The sequence below is a fragment of the Bacillus sp. SRL337 genome (assembly GCF_984799155.1).
In genome coordinates, this window is sequence record NZ_OZ481793.1 from 652791 (window position 1) to 670924 (window position 18134).

Below are 18134 nucleotides of genomic sequence, written 5' to 3' on the forward strand. Positions count from 1 at the left end.
GGTGGTTTTTTTAAGTGATGTTTAGGGATGATAGTGTGAATTTCATATGTTAAAACACTTCAAACAGCAGCATTTTATAAACCACGCTGACTAAACTTGATTTTTTGGTATTCGTACCATTTGGACACTATTTAGGAGGATGAATTATGAATAAACGAAATCTATTAATAGTGATGATATCGATGTTGTTTCTTTTATTGGCTGCCTGTGGTAATTCTTCTGAAAAGTCGAATGCTGATTCCAAAAGCGAGGATAAATCCAATAGTACTTCTCAAAATGAAAATGACGATTCAATGAATACCGATATAGATGATGAAAAAACAGAAGAATCTGCTGCGTTAGATGAGGAACAATCGGAGGAAGATGGTACTTCTGATGCTTCCGACTCAGATGAAACAGCTCAAGCCAATAATGAAGCTGATGCTGCTGATGGCGGCATGAAATCAGAATATCTGGCTAAACTGAACAAGATGGAAGAAGAAGATAAAAACGCAGAAGCTAAAGAGACAACGGCCGGAATGGAAGAACAAGAGCAGGAAAGATATGCGAAGTGGGATAAAGCTTTGAATGAAATTTACGGAACGTTAGAAGATCAACTTAGCAAAGAAGAGATGGATACGCTCCGGGATGAGCAGCGGGAGTGGGTCCAGCAAAGAGATGCAGAGGCTAAGAAAGCGTCATTGAAGTATGAAGGCGGTACGACAGAATCATTGGAATACGTAGCCACCCAGGCAACGCTCACAAAGGAGAGAGCCTACTATCTGGTAGCACACTATATGGGGTGAAAGTTGAATTCACTTTAACACTCTAAAGCACGAAGAGGGACTGTCCCTTTTCGTGCTTTAAAGCGTTAAAAAACATCTTATTATTTTGATTCTACTATGGAGTGCTGGCTGCGACAGTATTGCAACTTACTCTTTCACTCCTAAAACGTATACAAGGGACAGAGGGACAGGTGAACTGTCCCTTTTTCAGAAGGCAATATTAAAGGAAAGTGCTAAGCAATATATTCTTATGCTCCAGTCTTTACGAGATTTAATATGGGAGGGACAACGGGCCTGTCCCTACGTCTTTCTAGAGTACAGAGAGATGTGATGAAAGTGATATAGATATTCAATAGTGAAATAATATATTTGAAGGGTGATAAGTCGATGATAGGAGTAAGTATAGCAACAAAATGGGAATATGAAGCGGCATTGGAATATTTCAGCATAAATGAAAATGAACGTTTCGGTTATCCTTATGGCGAGTATTTCATGAGAACCATTAATGATACTGAGCTTGTTTTTTACAGTACCGGTGTAAGAAAAGTAAATGGTGTTGGCGGTAATCAGTATATGATTTCTACGTTTAATTTAACGAAAGTAATCGTTGCCGGAACATGTGCGGGAATAGATGATAAGTTCAGTGTTTTGGATATTTTTGTACCCGATAAAGCCGTTCAATATGATTGCACAGTAAAAGAAATTGAGCCCTTTATTAAACAATCCTTCATAGTCGATATTAATCTATCGAAATATGGTAATGATTTTTATACCGGAACTATTGGCACCGCTGATAAAGCAGTGGTTATGTGGAAGGACTATTTAGAACTTAAAGAAAACAAAATAATAATTGCCGATACAGAAGGGGGTGCAATTGCTTATATCTGTAAGAAGAATGATGTGGAGTGCATTATTATAAAAGGAATATCTGATTTTCCAACGGAAGAAAGTAACTCTGATCAATTCGAATCGAATAGTGAACAAATGAATATTTATTTAGAAAACACCCCCAAAGTTATGAACAAAATATTTGGCGAGTATTTAAATAGATTTATTTAAACGTTAATAGAGGGGGACAGAGGGACGGGTATACAGCCCCATATAAAGGAACAAGTTGAAGGGACAAGGAACCTGTCCCTCCCATCGTCCCATACAAGTCTTTTTACCTAATTTACCCTTATCCAGAACTAAAAAATGGAAATAAACCCTCCCTTTGTTTATAAATAAATAGAGCATATTTTAAAGAAAAAAGGCGGGAGAGGGCAATGAAATCACTGAAAATCATCGTGTTGTTTTTAATCCTGTTTGCAGCTGGATGCAGCTCCAATCAAAAGGGTGCTGCAAGTGAGGAAAAGAAGCAGGACGAGGTGAAGAATGAAGAGACTGCAAATGCAAATGAGCAATCTGGAGATGCCGAAGAGGAAACTGATCTGGTCTGGCCGGAAGCCTTTGAAGGAAGCGGAGATGCTTTTGCTTTTCCCAGTTCGCTTGCAGAGGCAGAAGAACAGCAAAAAGGCATTTGGTGGGAGAAAATTGAAGATGAAGGCCTTTCCGAAGACGATTTGAATTCATCCGTTGCAGTGCTGCTAAAATCTATTTTAAATGAAGAAGATGACAGCAGGACCAATCTAATCAAACAATTCATATCAGATTCCTTTTTTCCTGACCTGCCTCCCATGTCGGAGTTTCAGCCAAGAGGAAAGATTAATCTCGAAGAAGTGGAAGCGCAATCAAGTATTAAACTGAACGGACGGGAAATGAAGGAGAAAATCAACATCGCCATCATTCTGGATGCGTCTGGCTCCATGAAAGCCGTACAAAACGGCAAAACCTTAATGGATATGGCAAAAGAATCCATACAGGATTTCACATCCAATCTCCCGGAAAATGCTCAGGTCTCCTTAACGGTCTATGGACATAAAGGGACCGGGAATGACGATGATAAGGAACTGAGCTGCAGCGGAATTGAAGAGGTCTATCCTCTTGGCAGCTATGAAAAAGACCAATTTTCATCAGAACTGCAAAGCATTAATCCCAGCGGCTGGACGTCCATGGGCAAGTCACTCGAGCAGGTTGGGGAGAAACTGAAACAGCAGACAGACAGCACAAATGTGATTTATCTGGTATCTGATGGAAAAGAGACATGCGATGGCAATCCGGCAGAAGCAGCAAAAAATCTTGCCGGTTCTACCATCGAGCCCATCATCAACGTAATCGGCCTGGCTGTAACACCGGAAGATGCTTCAGAGCTGGAAAGCATCGCCAAAAGCGGGGATGGCCGGTACATCAACTCCAAGACACAGCAGGAACTTGATCAGGAATTCCAGGAATCAACTGATACAATCGGCCAATGGAGCGACTGGTTCAAGCAAAATTCCAAGGAAAGCTCAGACCAGCTTCATGAAGACCAAAAACGCCTAAGTGAACTGAATGATGAAACCGTCAGCCGTCTGGGCGCCTTCCTCGATACAGGGAGAGAAGTCCTGATAGAACTCAATCGGCAGGAACTCCTTGGGGATGAAGTATATTCAAATGTATTTAACGCACTCGAAGATTTTTATAACACCATGTACCACGAAAAAGACAGCTTGTACCAGCAAAAATTCGGCGAAATCGAAGGCACCTTCAATAACACCAGAAAAGAAATGGAAGAAAAATTTGATGAAGGAAGCTAAGAGTGGCAGGGGGATGTCCCTCTGTTCAAAGTTGAATAAGAAAAAAGGGAAGAGAACACACCAGCAGACTGCTCATTATCTTATGTGAGGAAAAGCGGAGTATCTGTCTCCTTCCTTGTAAGTAACTGAATCGAAAGGGTAATGACGATGGTATCAAATTCATGCGAAGTGTTATTACATGACCTTTCTCCTTATTTGAATGCGCCAATCACCCTTAAAAAATGCTGGCCAGGCTAATTGGGCCGTTGGGTTTAACATCCTTTAGTTGAGTTTAGTGTAATATGTATGAAAAATTGCACAAAAAAGAGGAGCTGCCAACGACCTTGCAGCTCCTCACTTCTATTATGCGTTATTCAATTAAGCCCCAGATCGGTTGCACAGCCGGTTTCCCGTTAAACTTTACATTCTTCAGCAATGAAACCAGGTTCTTTGCTAATTGAGGTTTATAGAGGGAAAAATTATCCTTAATTAGCAAATCGTATTGAAAACAGCTTAAATAGAGGGAGAAATTCCTCTTATTTGACTCAGAAAACGTGAAAATAGGCAGCTTTGCTTTGTATAAAGGGAAAAACTCCCCTTATTTTCCGCAAAAACCACGTCTACTCTACATCTAACGGTAAAATCTCCCCTTATTTTTCTCCCACTGGTTATTCCCCTTCTCTTCCCATCTATTGTATCTGGCAATAACGAATCCGCGGACAAATTTGTAACATAAAATGCAGACCAGTTTGCAACACCACATAAATTTATGCGGTAGTGCAAATTGGCCTGCAAATCAGTATGCAGCAATAAGCGAAAAAACACCGAAACTATTGATATGCCGATAAAAAAGGCGATACAAAATGCTATGCAAATTGTACCGCAAATTACCTTTCAAATTATTGGTTTCTCCCTCTGTACTGAACGGGTTATGAATAAGAGTAAGGTGGAAATTTTCTATGAGTACGGAATGGAGTGATCTTCAATCCAGCAGACTATATCCTCAAAGGGAAGTGGGGGATTTTTCTTTCCTGCCATGAAAACGGTAAAAACTTCCGTTTCTTGGGGAGATACGGTCAACTTATAACTGTTTTGCCGAAGAAACATATTCAGACTAGCCAATGCTGTCCGCTTGTTGGCTCTATGGAATGCATGGTTTTTGCCAGGCTTTCATATCTTCCCGCCTAATCCTCGTCGCTAAATTCCTATCGCTTGACCCAAAATAGCCTCCATTTAAACACGCCCCTGTTTGTTCACTCTTCTCAGGAGAGCATAAGGATGCTTAAACTAGACGAGAATAGTAAGCTACATCGGCAACTCTGCCGCGTAAATTTGATTCAGGCAACACCGCTACCAAAGTAAATCCGAGTTTTTCAATTAACTTTTTGGACTTCACATTTTTATTATCTATAGTAGCAGATAGGCGTTTAAGGTTTACTGTGCTTTTACAATGCTCAATGACCGCGGAAACCGCTTCATACGCAAAACCGCTTCCCCAATGTTCCTTCATGAAGCGATAACCAATTTCTCCAAGATAATCTTCTGCTATTTCCGGAATCATTACATCGCCGATGAATTCATCAGTATCTTTTAAGGCGACCGTCCATTTTGTTTCAGTACGGTTCCTTACCATTTCTAACATGGAGTGTTCATCACGAGGGGGATTACTTCCCAGAAATTCTCTTACTTCATCAGTTTTAAACATTTTAAGCATATTGGGAATGTCTTTTTCCGCTCTCGGACGTAAAATCAATCGTTCTGTTTGAATTATCGGTGCTTCTTTTTTTGCCATAATGTATTCCAGCCTTTCGTACAGTATATAAGTGATCTATCAATGGGAAGGGTATTGAACTTCATCGTTTGTTATCACTTATGAAATATTTAATGTAATTCGTTACCGATTACGCACGAGAGTTTATACTTTCCGTGATCTTCATTTTTGTATACCATATAGTTTTCGTCCAGCGAAAAGCCCCATTCACTTAAATAACTTATACCAGTACAGTGTGGCTTCAATATTCGGATTATAAGACTGTTTCAATGTATCAACCCCGCCCAGTATGAATCCATGTTTCGCATAAAATCGGCAGGCTCCAAGATTATCGTCTTGTGCTTCCAGCGACATGCCTATAAGCTGCCTTTGTTTTGCCCACTCTTCCGCTTTAGTTAAAAGCAGCTTCCCAATCCCGCTTCCTCTATAATCTTTCTTCATAGCAATGTTTTCGATATAACAGAAGTGATTCCAATCCTTAACAATCCTGATCTGCCCTATGCAGGTATCATTCAGATAAGCTAAAAACAAGGCTCGATTCTCTCGGTTGATATATTGGCTCCAATCCAGTTTGTCATCTGGAAAACGTGTTTCTCTCGTCTCATCAAAAAGGACCTCTTTATAAGCCCATTTGCCTGATTGCAAACTGGGGACAACTCTGCCAAATAACGTAAAATGATCATTTGTCTTATTGATGTCGTCTATTAACTCATCTGTCAATGAAACAATTTTGATTTTATTTTCACTATTCATATTCCAAGCTCCCTTTTCTGATTGTTTTGAACTATTGAAAATTTCAAGAAACTAGCGTATTCAGCAAACGCCTATTATGGTTGTTTAAAACCCAAAAACGCTATAAAGGCTAGAAATAATGATAAAGAAATACCTAAAACATTCACCAAAACAAGACTGACTTTAATCTTGCCTTTTATCCCAATAAAAGCAAAAATTAAGCCTAACAGACCGAAAACCAATGGTGTAAAGATGCTTATATCTAATACAGCAACATATAGGCCATTACCCCAATTGGTTAAACCAGCTATTAGTGGCAAAATAGCTATTACAAAAAAACTCCCGACAAGACTGAACAAGTCTTCTTTTTCATGTTAAGTCCTCCTCTTCCAAGTGCAAACTCAGCAATCCTTCCTTTATTTGAACTTAGCGCGCAAGTTTATTTAGTGCTTTTTATTTTTATTATTAAATCTATTTACCACTAAACCAGTCAGAGCAGATAGAAAGACAACTATTAATCCCGTTTGTTCATTCAGATTTCCTGAACCCCTCAGGATACTTAATACTATGAATAAAAGCGGTAAGAAAACTACAAAGATTTTTATATTCAAACTCATCCTGAATCTACCCTCCCTTATGCTTTAGGGGCAGGTGAACTGTGAGAAGCTTGTTGAGAATCTTTTTGGCGTGATAATCCTTATATGTCCACATAAAGATTGAGTCATTGTGATCAAGAAATTTTAAAACGGAGGGATAAGGAACCGGTCTCTCTGTCCTCAATTTTCTACTTCAATTTAAAGATCCACTAAACTCTTTCCACTGACCGTTCTCTAATACCTCTAACACCTTGCCCTTTCCAGAAATAAATTCAATTGTCTTTTCGTCATCTTTGTAAGTGGTTATGGGGAGTTCAACTTTGATTGAATGAATTTCAGATTGGTTTTCTAGAAACATTTCGTGTGTTGCAGCCTCATCAAGTCCTTTCTGCACTTCATCGCCTATCAGCCTATATTTTTTAGAGTGACGTAACTCTTGGGACAACCCTCGTTGTTGATGCAGAGTCTCAAATATTTCTCCAAAGGTAACAACTCTTGTTTCAGTGGTAATCTCTTTGTTCTTATCGTATGAATAAAAAGCAGTATAGGCTATTATGTTCGGGATGTTTGCCAATAGGATCATTAGAATGAAAACACCTACTACTATAGAAACGGTCTTTTTCATAGCGGCTCCCCCTTCTACTTTCTGTTTACCAGAACATTCACATAATCTTCTATCCTGATTTTACCACAATTAAAACTCCTGACTTACCATTGATAAAAAACGTGATAGTGGCACTTTTTCTTTCACACCGCCTTATCTAAAAACTCAGCACATCGCAGCACCCCCATTTTTATTTTCTCTGGTCCATTAAGGGTATAATGATGGCAACTAGAACAACCATTGTTTGCGGAAAGCAAGGAGCGGAGGTGATAGCTTGTCTAAGTCGGTTTGTGTTATCGGCGCGGGTATGGGCGGATTGACGGCGGCTGCCTATCTGGCGAAGGAAGGGTATAAGGTGACGGTCCTGGAAAAAGCCACGACCGTGGGCGGTTCAGCGGGGTGGTATGTTCGCAAAAGAAGGAAGTTTCCTACTGGCGCAACGATTGCGTTTGGCTTGGAGGAAAAGGGCTTGTTGAGGACCGTGTTGAACGAGCTGGATATCGATCTTCCCGCGGAAGAACTGCTTCATCCCATGGATGTCATTTTACCGGAAGGGAAGGTTTCGTTTGTGAAAAATCCTGCGTTGTGGGAGCAGGAACTGAAGGGAGCATTTTATCCGAGAAGCGGGGAGGTAGTTAGATTCTGGGAGGCTCTTCAACGAATAAGTGACGGCGTCCTGGCTGTGACCGAAAGCAGGGTGTCTCTGCCAATCAGAAAATGGCATGACTTAGGGAGCCTGCCCCGTCACGCTGTGCAGCATCCAAAATCAGTGGCCCGTCTGGCGCGGTATGCGTTGTTTACAGTCGAAGACCTCATGAGGAAATTTAATCTCGAATCCTACGAACCTCTGCGCCAATTACTGAACGCCCAGCTGTTTGATGCGGTGCAGACGGATGTCTCAAAGGCAGCACTGCTTCCTTCAAGTTTGGCTTTGACGATTTATCGAAGAGGCAGTTTTTTTATAGAAAACGGGATGGGACAGCTGGGTAAAGCACTGGCGCATCGCATCAAAGGCCTTGGCGGTGAGATTCTGAAAGTGTCGCCGGTTGAAAGTCTTCTATATGAAGAAAGCCGGAAACAATGGAGTGTGACCAGCCGCAAATGTACGTCTTCTTTCGATTTTGTGATCAACAATTCAGGGATCTCCTTTGGGGAGGGAACGAGCTATGAGAGTGAGGACGAGTTTTCCTGGGGAGCCTTTAGAGTCGATGCGATCTTATCTGAAGAAGGGGTGAGCGAGACGTTAAAGGGTATGAAATTACCTTTCGCCTATCAAATCGTTCCGAGTCTGGATTCTCCCTCTCTCAGGGCAAACACCCATGGCCCTGTTTATGTCACCTTCAATCATTCTGTAGATCCGAAAGGTGATTTGGTTGAAGGGGAAGTGATGATGACCGTTTCGCTGCATACTGAATTAGAGAGGTGGCCGGGCTATAAAGAGGAGGAGTATAAGAGGATCAAGGAGAGGGTGACAGAAGAGATTCTGACAGAAATCGAGAGAGTCATCCCGGTAAAAGAGAACCTGCTGTTTGCAGAAGCGGGCACTCCCCTGACCTATGAGCGCTATATCGGAAAAAGGGCCGTCGGAGGTTTTCCGCTGACAGTGCGGAACGCCATCACCAAGCCGAAAAGCGTCCGGTCTTCACTGCCGCAGTTCTACATTGTCGGGGAGCAGGTTTTTCCTGGGCCTGGAACATTATCTTCGGCTCTCAGCGGCTATTACGCGGCGAGAAGTATTATGAAGGGGAGCTGAGCGTAAACTCGGCTTCCCTTGATTTTGTTGTGGAATTTACCGGCTGCCTCGGAATGTTAACATGGCCAATTCCTCCTGGCGATTTTATAAAGTATCGGTCTGATCAATCTGAAGCGGTTCATAGGTGATTTCGTATTCATCTGCTATTACCTTCATCATCCCATGATACTCCTCCAGCATTCCCTGGTATTCCAGCATCTTTTGATTCGCTTCTTCCATCACCTGTATGTCTTGCTTTTCCAGCGCTTCCTTTTGCAGTTCGACCGATTCCAAGAACGTCTTCGTGGTCATTTTGATCTGCTCTGTCGGCTGTTCAAGCTCTGGGATGGGGGCTTCCAGCTTTTCTGCTTCGCTCACAGCTTCTTTATAAGCAGGAAGAACGTCTTGCTTGATGACGGCCAGCATGGTTGGATCATCTGTGTAATTTTTGCCGGAAACAGACTCTAACGAATTAAAAGCGACCGTTTCCAATTCTGAAACTTTGTGGATATCCTCTTGGATAAAAGCAATGATCACGTCTTGCTTATCTGCATCCGTTGGCATAGCTTCTTCATTTTCTGTAGTCGATAAAGTTTCTTTGTTTTCTTCTGTGTCTGATACGGCCTCTTCATTTTCTTCAACAGATGACACAGTGTCTGCATTTTCAGTGGCTGGCTCAGGGGACGAGGTGTTAATCGAAATAAGACTGCAGCCGGACAAAACGAAGATCATACTAAGGGTTATGGGAATGGATTTCATAGCAGCTATCCTTTCTGGGGAAATTTGGTTTTGGTTCTCCTATACCCTAAAAGGATCTTATCCTAATCTGGAATATCAGAAAATTATTTATTTGAGAAGGAATAAGATTTGTCTTCGATTCAGGGTAGAGAACCATTCCCCATCATGCTACTATAGAGTAGGAAATTTAATAGAAGAAAATAAATTTTATAAATAGAGAGAAACCAAAGGAGACACAATCAAATGTCAGTCATAGTGAACAACGCTAGAATTGAAAAAGACTTCCTGGGACCAAAGGAAGTACCTGAGCATGCTTATTATGGGATCCAGACGCTTCGTGCGGTGGAGAATTTTCCGATTACGGGCTACAAAATCCATCCGGAATTGATCAAGGCGATGGCGATCGTGAAGAAGGCGGCAGCCAAGGCGAACATGGATGTCGGCCGACTTTATACAGGCATTGGCGAAGCGATTGTGAAAGCGGCAGATGAAATGATTGATGGCCAATGGCATGAACAGGTGCTCGTGGACCCGATACAGGGAGGCGCGGGGACGTCGTTCAACATGAATATCAATGAAATCCTGGCGAACCGTGCGCTGGAGTTCATGGGGAAAGAGAAAGGCGCATACAGCCACTGCAGCCCGAACAGCCATGTCAACATGTCGCAGTCGACGAATGACGCGTTCCCGACAAGCATGCATATTGCAATCCTGAATCTGCTCGAGCAGCTGATCTCGACGATGGAGCGCATGCATGAGGCGTTCAGTGCCAAAGCTCAGGAGTTCAGCCATGTCATCAAGATGGGGCGCACTCATCTTCAGGATGCGGTGCCGATCCGCCTTGGCCAGGAGTTCGAAGCTTACAGCCGTGTGATTGCAAGGGACATCAAGCGCATCAAGCAGACAAGGGAGCATCTCTATGAATTGAACATGGGTGCAACAGCAGTCGGAACAGGCCTTAATGCGTTTCCGAAGTATATCGAGCTTGTCGTGCCGTATCTTGCCGAAATCAGCGGCCTTCCGTTCAAGGGAGCGGAACATCTTGTGGATGCCACGCAGAACACGGATTCTTATACAGAAGTGTCCAGCAGCCTGAAGATCTGTATGGTCAACATGTCCAAGATTGCCAATGACCTTCGCTTGATGGCTTCCGGCCCAAGAGCAGGTCTTGGCGAGATTTCCCTGCCGGCAAGACAGCCTGGTTCTTCCATCATGCCAGGCAAGGTCAACCCTGTCATGCCGGAACTGATCAATCAGGTATCCTTCCAGGTGATCGGGAACGATCAGACGATCTCCCTTGCATCCGAAGCGGGGCAGTTTGATCTGAACGTCATGGAGCCTGTCTTGATTTTCAATCTGCTTCAATCGATCAGCATCATGAACAATGCCTTTGATTCGTTCACAGAGTACTGTGTAAAAGGAATCGAAGCAAACGAAGAGAGAATGAAGGCGTATGTGGAGAAGAGTGTCGGCATCATTACGGCCGTCAATCCGCATATCGGCTATGAAGTCGCGTCAAGAATTGCAAGAGAAGCAATCCTGAACGGCGAGCCGATCAGGGAGCTTTGCCTGAAGTATGATATCCTTACGGAAGAAGAGCTCGATTTGATTTTGAATCCTTATGAAATGACTGAACCGGGAATTGCCGGTGCGTCGTTGTTTGATAGAGAGTAATAGTAAAGGCGGGGCTAATTTCAGCTCCGCTTTTCTGTTGTTCTCTCAGGTGAGGGTTTTCATTTATAACTTAATGTACGATTTAGTCCGAAGAAAAGGATGGATTCGATGGAGTAGGACTCTCCATGGATTCTAAGGTATAATGGTAGGCAATTTCCAACTGGCCATCCTCCCACTTGGTTAATCTAACCGGAACCGTTAAAATGGACATACTAGTACTTTCATGCTAAATAAACCAACAGGTGTGATTCTATGAAAATTAAAACACTTATGATTGCTCCTTATCAGGCCATGACTCATTTGTTAGAAGAGTGCCGTCAAGATTATAAAGAACTTGATATACATATAGAAGTAGCGAACCTTCAAGAGGCAATTCCCATCGCAAAAGAGGCAGAGAACCGTGGTGTTGATGTCATTATCAGCCGCGGTGGAACATCTAAGTTGATTGAAGAAGCGGTCAATATTCCCGTCATTGATATTCCTGTATCAGGTTATGATATGTTGAGGGTATTGACGCTGGCGAATGATTTTCCTGGTAAAAAGGCGATTGTTGGGTTCTCGAATATTACCCTTGGCGGGAAGGCGATCAAGGATTTGCTTGAAATTCAAATTGATGTGTATACCGTTGAAATGGAAAAAGAGGTAGAACCTCTCGTTAAGAAGCTGAAGCTTGAGGGGTATGAGCTCATCATGGGTGATGTGATTACAATGGACGCTGCGATAAAGCACAGTCTTGAAGGAATTCTCATTCAGTCGGGACGGGAAGCCATATTTGAAGCTTTTCAGAAAGCGAAGTCGGTTTATCGCTTGCATCATAGACAGCAAGAAGAAATAACCTTATTACGTTCTCTTTTAGACGAAACTTCCTCGAACATGATCGTATTGTCACAGGATGGCAACGTCATGTATCAGTATTGGAGGGATTTTGAATCGTGTCCATTGCCAATAAGCAAGCTTCAGCAACAGATAGAGGAAAGCGATTGGAATGATGGCGTGAACATCATTGAAGCTGCAGAGAATCACCAGATTAAACAAAGTATGAAGAAGAAGGAAATAGATAACCAAACCTACTACTTGTTTTCGTTCTCTAAAACAATCACTCAACACCTGCATCCACAAGGGTTGAGTGTTGAGGTGATTTCCCAGCAGCCAATGTTTATTTCAAACAGCCAGTCAATGAAGAGATGTGTCAACTTGGTTGAAAAGAGCTTGAAGATCAACCAATGGCTGCTTTCAGGAGCTGAAGGGACAGGGAAGAGGTTGATGTCTCAGTATATTCACTATCGGAAAAACAATGGTAAAGGGCTTTATGCAAGTATTTCCGCACCGAATTTGCTGGCGATACAGGATGGGATTGATCGTGACATTCAGACCCTTTATATAAATGAAGTGGAAGCGTTGTCGACAAAAGAAATACAGACTCTTTTATCCATCGTTCAAAAATTAGAAAGAGTGAATGTAACCATCATTTTAGCCCTATCAAATGAAGAGGAAGTTCCTGATTCTCTCATTTATCATGAAGATATTCTAAAGATTCATATGCCTTCCCTAAGGGATAGAAAGGATGATATTAGACCGTTAGCAACCTATTTCATCGCGTTTTTTCACCGGCAGATTGGAACTTCTGCCATCAAGATGAAGGAAGATGCGTTAGATCTATTAGGACAGTATTCATGGCCGGGCAATGTCGCGCAGTTAAAGTCACTCATACATGCTGCCGTCTTAGGGGAAAAAGGGTATGTCATTGGCAAAAAGCTGATTCAACAGCATTTAGAAGAACAAAAAGAAGAAGAAACCACGCCGGAAAAGCATGAATTTCTTTCCGGTACATTGGAGGAAATAGAACAACGTATTATTGAGCATATTATGCATGAGGAAAATTATAATCAAACAAGAGCAGCAGACCGATTAGGTATTAACCGCTCCACTTTATGGCGAAAGCTGAAACAGTAAAATGTTTCAGCTTATTTTTATATGTTGCAAAATGCGACATTTTTATAGTGAAGTGTTGCAGAATTAAATGTAAGCCATTACAATAAGTTTTGTAACCGATTACTTTATGTATTAAGTGTTTAAAATTGAAACAATTTAAAAAGGAGTGTTACAATAATGAAGATAAAAGCAACTTTAGATCGAATTCCTGGCGGTATGATGGTTGTACCGTTGTTAATTGCAGCACTAATAAATACATTTTTTCCTGATCTATTGCGTATTGGTAACTTTACTCAAGCTTTATTTGTAGACGGAGCGGGTACACTCATTTCCCTTTTCCTATTATGTACAGGGGCACAAATCAATGTGAAATCGTTTGGTGTTTCAGTCGGTAAAGGAGCCACTCTATTAGGAACAAAATGGGCAGTGGGAGCCGTGTTTGGATTACTTGCTTACACGCTCGCAGGCGACAATGGCTTATGGTTAGGGCTTGCACCAATTGCTGTAATTGCGGCTATGACGAATAGTAATGGAGGCTTATTCGTTGCTTTAGTGGGTCAATATGGCAGTAAAGAAGACCGTGCTGCTTATTCACTATTAGCGCTTAATGATGGTCCTTTCTTAACAATGATCGCGCTATCGATCTTCGGGGCAATGGGCTTTGTTGATGGCATGTTCTCATTAACTTCATTTATTTCTGTATTACTTCCAATCGCTGTTGGGATGGTTCTGGGTAACCTTGATGATGATATGCGTTCGTTCTTAGACAAAGGAAGCTCAATGTTGATTCCATTCTTCGCATTTGCGTTGGGAATGGGAATTGATTTTGGAGCAATCCTTGAAGGTGGATTAGCGGGGATCATTCTTGGCTTATTAACGGTATTTGTAACAGGTACTGCTGGATATTTCGTATTTAAGGCTTTGAAGTGGAACCCGATTGTAGGGGCTGCGGAAGGTTCGACAGCTGGAAATGCGGTTGCAACACCGGCAGCGATTGCTGCAGCGAATGCCAGCTTTGCATCAGTTGTGGACATAGCAACTGTACAAGTGGCAGCATCCACTGTGACAACAGCGATCTTATTACCGATTTATGTTGGATTCCTGGTAAAACGACTAGAAAAAAGAGGCTATAAATTTGAACAGGAAGACGGAAAAGAAGCAAACGTCTAAGGGTGTGATAAGAGTGGAGAAAAGAATTGGCATTATTTCAGATGATTTAACAGGTGCTAATGATTCAGGTGTCCAATTAGCGAAAAAACACCTGACTTCGACCGTAGTGTTTGATTATGAAACAGCATCTGTACCCAAAAAGCCTGATGTATTAATCGTTGATACGGATAGTCGAGCGAAGATGGAAGATGAAGCGTTTAAAGCAGCATATGAAGCTGCTTTATTCCTTCAAAAGGAAGGCTATCCTCATCTATATAAGAAGGTTGATTCAACATTAAGAGGAAATATTACGGCAGAATTAACGGCAGTTGAACAGGTTTATCGACCTGAAATCGTTGTGATTGCTCCGGCATTTCCAAAAATGAACCGTCAAACGTTACAAGGAAATCATTATGTGAACGGCGAGTTGATCACAGATACAGAGTTTTCCAAGGATCCAAAAACTCCAGTAACTGAAGCGTTCATACCAAAACTGTTAAAGCAATATCAAGATAGAGAAATTGCTTTAGTGGAGAAACAAATGTTAGACCAACCGATGGAAGAACTAAAACAAGTTATCCATACGTTCCTCGATCAAGGAGTGACTTGGTTTGTGTGTGATAGTGAAACAGAAGAAGATCTTCAACGAATCAGCAGCCTGTTTTCCGCCCTCAATAAAAAAACGGTGTGGGCTGGTTCAGCGGGGTTGATCGAATATTTACCAGAAGCTCTTCAATTAACAGATTCTACTACAGCGCATCAGGAAGAAGTCAACATTGAAAAAACGCTGATCGTATCAGGAAGTTTATCTGAAGTGACGCGAAAGCAGCTTTGTCAGGTGGAATCTTTACAGAATTCTTTCTTTTTGGAAGTAGATCCTGCCGCTTTGGTGAAAAATACCTTTGAGCTTGATTTTTATATTGCCCAATTAGAACAGAATTCTCAGAAGTCACACTTTGTTGTATATGTAAAAGCTTCCGAGGAGAACCGCATATCTGCAAAGGAAGCAGGAGATAGCCTGGGATTAACATTTACAGAGATTAGTGAAGCTATATCGAATGGCCTTGGCAAGATAGCAAAAGGGCTTTTAGAAAACGGTCCGTCTATTCAAGGCTTAGTTCTTACAGGCGGAGATACAGCAAAGGCTGTCTGCTCAGAATTGAGCATTTCTGAAATGGAGCTATATTCCGAGGTAGAACCAGGTCTGCCATACGGCCGATTACGCAGTGCTGGCCGCAGCTATTGGGCCGTGACAAAAGCAGGTGGATTTGGGAACGAACACTCACTAGTGAATGTAGTGAATTATATGACAAACAAGGGAAAGGTGAGAGCATGAATCAACTAAAACCTATCGTCGGAATTACAATGGGAGACGCAGCAGGCGTCGGTCCTGAAATTATATTAAAAAGCCTGGCTAAAGAAGAAATGTATGAAATGAGCCGTCCACTTGTTATTGGGGACAGCAAAATCCTTGAAAGAGCCAAGAGTTTTGTGAAAAGTGAGCTGATCATAGAAGCTATCTCAGCTGACCGCATTCAAGATCTGACTTATAACTATGGAACAGTCTACTGCTTGGATTTGAATTTATTAGATGAAAATCTGCCAATCGGGCAAGTGTCACCAGATGCTGGTCATGCGGCATTTGAATATTTAGCAACGGCGATTGAATTAGCGAAAGACAACAAAATCGATGCAATTTGTACTGCCCCATTAAATAAGGAAGCATTACACAAAGGTGGACATAAATATCCTGGCCACACAGAAATCCTTGCTGATCTAACAGGCACTGAGGACTTCTCAATGATGTTATCAGCTCCTAACTTGAAAGTGATTCATGTAACAACACATGTGGGCATTATTGATGCAGTGAAAATGATTAACCCTGAGCGCGTATATCATGTCATTAAGCTTGCGCATGATACACTTAAAAAATCAGGCATCTCCTCTCCTAAGATAGCTGTTTGCGGGATTAACCCGCATGCTGGAGAAAACGGGCTATTCGGATATGGAGAAGAAGAAGAAAAAGTCATTCCTGGAGTAGAACGAGCACAAGGTGAGGGAATCGATGTCGTTGGTCCTCTGCCTGCAGACACGTTATTCTTCCGCACTGTTCGTGGAGATTTTGATGTAGTCGTAGCAATGTATCATGATCAAGGGCATGGGCCGGTTAAAGTTCTTGGATTAGATGCAGGTGTAAACATAACAGTAGGTTTACCAATCATTCGTACAAGTGTAGACCATGGCACTGCATTTGATATTGCCGGGAAAGGGATTGCTGATGAAAAGAGTTTGATGGAAGCGATCCGACAGGCAGTGGAGTTTGCCGGGTAAGAGTGTCTGTTGCACCAAAAAGCCCGTATGCGATTTGGAGCCAACCCGTTCGGATGAGAGAGAGAAAATGCCTATTTGCTGGTGTTTTTGCGGGTTAAAATACAAAGAGTTTTGCAGGCTGTTTTGAAGTGTAATATGTATGAAAAATTGCACAAAAAAGAGGAGCTGCCAACGACATTGCAGCTCCTCACTTCTATTATGCGTTATTCAATCAAGCCCCAGATCGGTTGAAGAGCCGGTTTCCCGTTAAACTTTTGCATTCTTCAACAATGAAAATAGGTTCTTTGCTAATTGAGGTATATAGAGGGAAAAATTCCCCTTAATTAGCCAAATAGACTGAAAACAGCTTAAATAGAGGGAGAAATTCCTCTTATTTGACTCAAAAAACGTGAAAATAGGCAGCTTTGCTTTGTATAAAGGGAAAAACTCCCCTTATTTTCCGCAAAAACCACGTCTACTCTACATCTAACGGTAAAATCTCCCCTTATTTTTCTATCACTTGTTACTCTCCCTTTCTCTTCCCATCTAGTGTATCTGGCACTAACGAATCCGCGGACAAATTTGTAACATAAAATGCAGACCAGTTTGCAACACCACATAAATTTATGCGGTAGTGCAAATTAGCCTGCAAATCAGTATGCAACAATAAGCGAAAAAACACCGAAAGCATTGATATGCCGATAAAAAAACCGATACAAAATGCTAGGCAAATTGTACCGCAAATTACCTTTCAATTTATTGGTTTCTCCCTCTGTACTGAACGGGTTAGATTTGCAGCACAGCGGGGCGGCATTATTGGATAGAGATTAATAGGAAAAGACCCGTCAACTAGGCGGGTCTTTTGTCTATTTTACTTCTGGCTGCAGGATATGAACATGGATGCATCTTTCTTCATGAAAATATTGCTGCCATGATGGAATGTCCTGATGGTGCTGGAAGAAAAGCCGGCGTCGGCTAATTTCGCTTGCAGCTCACCGTGTGAAAATCCGTTATGGACTTTCGGATGGCTGATCTGTTCGTTCTTGTCAAAATCGACAATGATGAGCTTGCCGCCGTCATTTAAGATGTTGAACATTTCTTGCAGGATTTTCTCTGTGTCCGGTATATGAAGAAGGACCAGTGACATGATCACGATGTCTGCCTTAAGGTCAGGAGTGGCCTGGGTGAAATCGGAATAAAGGGCTTCTGCGCTGGCCATTCCTTTTCTGGAAATTTTTGCTTTGGCCACTTCGATCATTTGTTCCGAGGAATCGACCAGCAAAACAGAGTACACCAAATCGGTTATCTCCAAACCGACGAGCCCGGTTCCGCTCCCATAGTCAATTAGTGATTTGGAGCGGCTGTTTTGCAATTCACCCCGTACTTCCTTCACGATAATCTCAGCCAATTCTATTCTCTCTTCTGTATCGTATCTTTTGGCCATTTGTTCAAAAACGTTACGGTTCATTCAATTCAAC

General features: G+C 42.1%; 14 protein-coding genes and 1 pseudogene. 9 read left to right on the forward strand and 6 right to left on the reverse strand.

From position 1 onward, the window contains the following. Window positions 1–146 precede the first annotated feature (146 nt). From AC4E8A_RS03190 to AC4E8A_RS03200, 3 genes are all read left to right on the forward strand, one after another. Window positions 147–785 carry a lysozyme inhibitor LprI family protein gene (locus tag AC4E8A_RS03190; RefSeq protein WP_490196758.1) on the forward strand — a complete coding sequence of 213 codons (639 nt, stop codon included), beginning with the start codon at window positions 147–149 and terminating at the stop codon, window positions 783–785. Window positions 786–1151: 366 nt separating this feature from the next. Continuing rightward, window positions 1152–1823, forward strand: coding sequence for a 5'-methylthioadenosine/S-adenosylhomocysteine nucleosidase family protein (locus AC4E8A_RS03195; protein WP_490196759.1), 672 nt, complete (start codon window positions 1152–1154; stop codon window positions 1821–1823). A 206-nt stretch (window positions 1824–2029) separates the two neighbouring features. Next, the gene (locus AC4E8A_RS03200) at window positions 2030–3439 is read left to right on the forward strand and encodes a VWA domain-containing protein (RefSeq protein ID WP_490196760.1); all 1410 of its coding nucleotides are present in this window, start codon (window positions 2030–2032) and stop codon (window positions 3437–3439) included. A gap of 936 nt (window positions 3440–4375) precedes the next feature. Here the strand turns inward: AC4E8A_RS03200 and AC4E8A_RS03205 are convergent. From AC4E8A_RS03205 to AC4E8A_RS03220, 4 genes and pseudogenes are all read right to left on the reverse strand, one after another. Beyond that, a pseudogene (locus AC4E8A_RS03205) lies at window positions 4376–4567 on the reverse strand (type II toxin-antitoxin system death-on-curing family toxin); the annotation flags it as partial. A gap of 133 nt (window positions 4568–4700) precedes the next feature. After that, on the reverse strand, window positions 4701–5210 hold the full coding sequence (locus tag AC4E8A_RS03210) for a GNAT family N-acetyltransferase (protein WP_490196761.1): 510 nt from the start codon (window positions 5208–5210) through the stop codon (window positions 4701–4703). Between the two features lie 186 nt (window positions 5211–5396). After that, on the reverse strand, window positions 5397–5942 hold the full coding sequence (locus tag AC4E8A_RS03215; protein ID WP_490196762.1) for a GNAT family N-acetyltransferase: 546 nt from the start codon (window positions 5940–5942) through the stop codon (window positions 5397–5399). A gap of 768 nt (window positions 5943–6710) precedes the next feature. Then, window positions 6711–7142, reverse strand: a complete 432-nt coding sequence (locus tag AC4E8A_RS03220) for a hypothetical protein (RefSeq protein ID WP_490196763.1) — start codon at window positions 7140–7142, stop codon at window positions 6711–6713. Window positions 7143–7395: 253 nt separating this feature from the next. Here AC4E8A_RS03220 and AC4E8A_RS03225 point away from each other — a divergent pair, with 253 nt between their 5' ends. Then, on the forward strand, window positions 7396–8874 hold the full coding sequence (locus AC4E8A_RS03225; protein ID WP_490196765.1) for a phytoene desaturase family protein: 1479 nt from the start codon (window positions 7396–7398) through the stop codon (window positions 8872–8874). Window positions 8875–8958: 84 nt separating this feature from the next. On the opposite strand, the gene AC4E8A_RS03230 is transcribed toward AC4E8A_RS03225, so the two are convergent. Then, window positions 8959–9612: a hypothetical protein gene (locus AC4E8A_RS03230; RefSeq protein WP_490196767.1), complete on the reverse strand. Its 654-nt coding sequence runs from the start codon at window positions 9610–9612 to the stop codon at window positions 8959–8961. A 222-nt stretch (window positions 9613–9834) separates the two neighbouring features. On the opposite strand from AC4E8A_RS03230, the gene aspA reads away from it, so the two are divergent. The 5 genes from aspA to pdxA all read left to right on the forward strand — a co-directional run bounded on the left by aspA (window position 9835) and on the right by pdxA (window position 16677). After that, window positions 9835–11265 carry an aspartate ammonia-lyase gene (aspA, locus tag AC4E8A_RS03235; protein WP_490196769.1) on the forward strand — a complete coding sequence of 477 codons (1431 nt, stop codon included), beginning with the start codon at window positions 9835–9837 and terminating at the stop codon, window positions 11263–11265. A gap of 252 nt (window positions 11266–11517) precedes the next feature. After that, window positions 11518–13218 carry a PrpR N-terminal domain-containing protein gene (locus AC4E8A_RS03240; protein ID WP_490196770.1) on the forward strand — a complete coding sequence of 567 codons (1701 nt, stop codon included), beginning with the start codon at window positions 11518–11520 and terminating at the stop codon, window positions 13216–13218. A 156-nt stretch (window positions 13219–13374) separates the two neighbouring features. Beyond that, window positions 13375–14367, forward strand: coding sequence for a 2-keto-3-deoxygluconate permease (locus AC4E8A_RS03245; RefSeq protein ID WP_490196771.1), 993 nt, complete (start codon window positions 13375–13377; stop codon window positions 14365–14367). Then, complete coding sequence (locus AC4E8A_RS03250; RefSeq protein WP_490196772.1) at window positions 14333–15682, forward strand: four-carbon acid sugar kinase family protein; 1350 nt, start codon at window positions 14333–14335, stop codon at window positions 15680–15682. Before AC4E8A_RS03245 ends, AC4E8A_RS03250 begins: the two co-directional genes overlap by 35 nt. After that, window positions 15679–16677, forward strand: coding sequence for a 4-hydroxythreonine-4-phosphate dehydrogenase PdxA (gene pdxA / locus AC4E8A_RS03255; RefSeq protein ID WP_490196774.1), 999 nt, complete (start codon window positions 15679–15681; stop codon window positions 16675–16677). Before AC4E8A_RS03250 ends, pdxA begins: the two co-directional genes overlap by 4 nt. Window positions 16678–17527: 850 nt before the next feature. Here the strand turns inward: pdxA and AC4E8A_RS03260 are convergent. After that, the gene (locus AC4E8A_RS03260) at window positions 17528–18124 is read right to left on the reverse strand and encodes a class I SAM-dependent methyltransferase (RefSeq protein ID WP_490196775.1); all 597 of its coding nucleotides are present in this window, start codon (window positions 18122–18124) and stop codon (window positions 17528–17530) included. Window positions 18125–18134: the final 10 nt, after the last annotated feature.

Bases quoted from the DNA above. Each gene is read 5' to 3' on its own strand.
- AC4E8A_RS03210 (WP_490196761.1), bottom strand. From the start codon at position 5,210: ATGGCAAAAAAAGAAGCACCGATAATTCAAACAGAACGATTGATTTTA.
- AC4E8A_RS03245 (WP_490196771.1), top strand. From the start codon at position 13,375: ATGAAGATAAAAGCAACTTTAGATCGAATTCCTGGCGGTATGATGGTT.
- AC4E8A_RS03230 (WP_490196767.1), bottom strand. From the start codon at position 9,612: ATGAAATCCATTCCCATAACCCTTAGTATGATCTTCGTTTTGTCCGGC.
- AC4E8A_RS03200 (WP_490196760.1), top strand. From the start codon at position 2,030: ATGAAATCACTGAAAATCATCGTGTTGTTTTTAATCCTGTTTGCAGCT.
- pdxA (WP_490196774.1), top strand. From the start codon at position 15,679: ATGAATCAACTAAAACCTATCGTCGGAATTACAATGGGAGACGCAGCA.
- aspA (WP_490196769.1), top strand. From the start codon at position 9,835: ATGTCAGTCATAGTGAACAACGCTAGAATTGAAAAAGACTTCCTGGGA.
- AC4E8A_RS03260 (WP_490196775.1), bottom strand. From the start codon at position 18,124: ATGAACCGTAACGTTTTTGAACAAATGGCCAAAAGATACGATACAGAA.
- AC4E8A_RS03215 (WP_490196762.1), bottom strand. From the start codon at position 5,942: ATGAATAGTGAAAATAAAATCAAAATTGTTTCATTGACAGATGAGTTA.
- AC4E8A_RS03220 (WP_490196763.1), bottom strand. From the start codon at position 7,142: ATGAAAAAGACCGTTTCTATAGTAGTAGGTGTTTTCATTCTAATGATC.
- AC4E8A_RS03190 (WP_490196758.1), top strand. From the start codon at position 147: ATGAATAAACGAAATCTATTAATAGTGATGATATCGATGTTGTTTCTT.
- AC4E8A_RS03240 (WP_490196770.1), top strand. From the start codon at position 11,518: ATGAAAATTAAAACACTTATGATTGCTCCTTATCAGGCCATGACTCAT.
- AC4E8A_RS03195 (WP_490196759.1), top strand. From the start codon at position 1,152: ATGATAGGAGTAAGTATAGCAACAAAATGGGAATATGAAGCGGCATTG.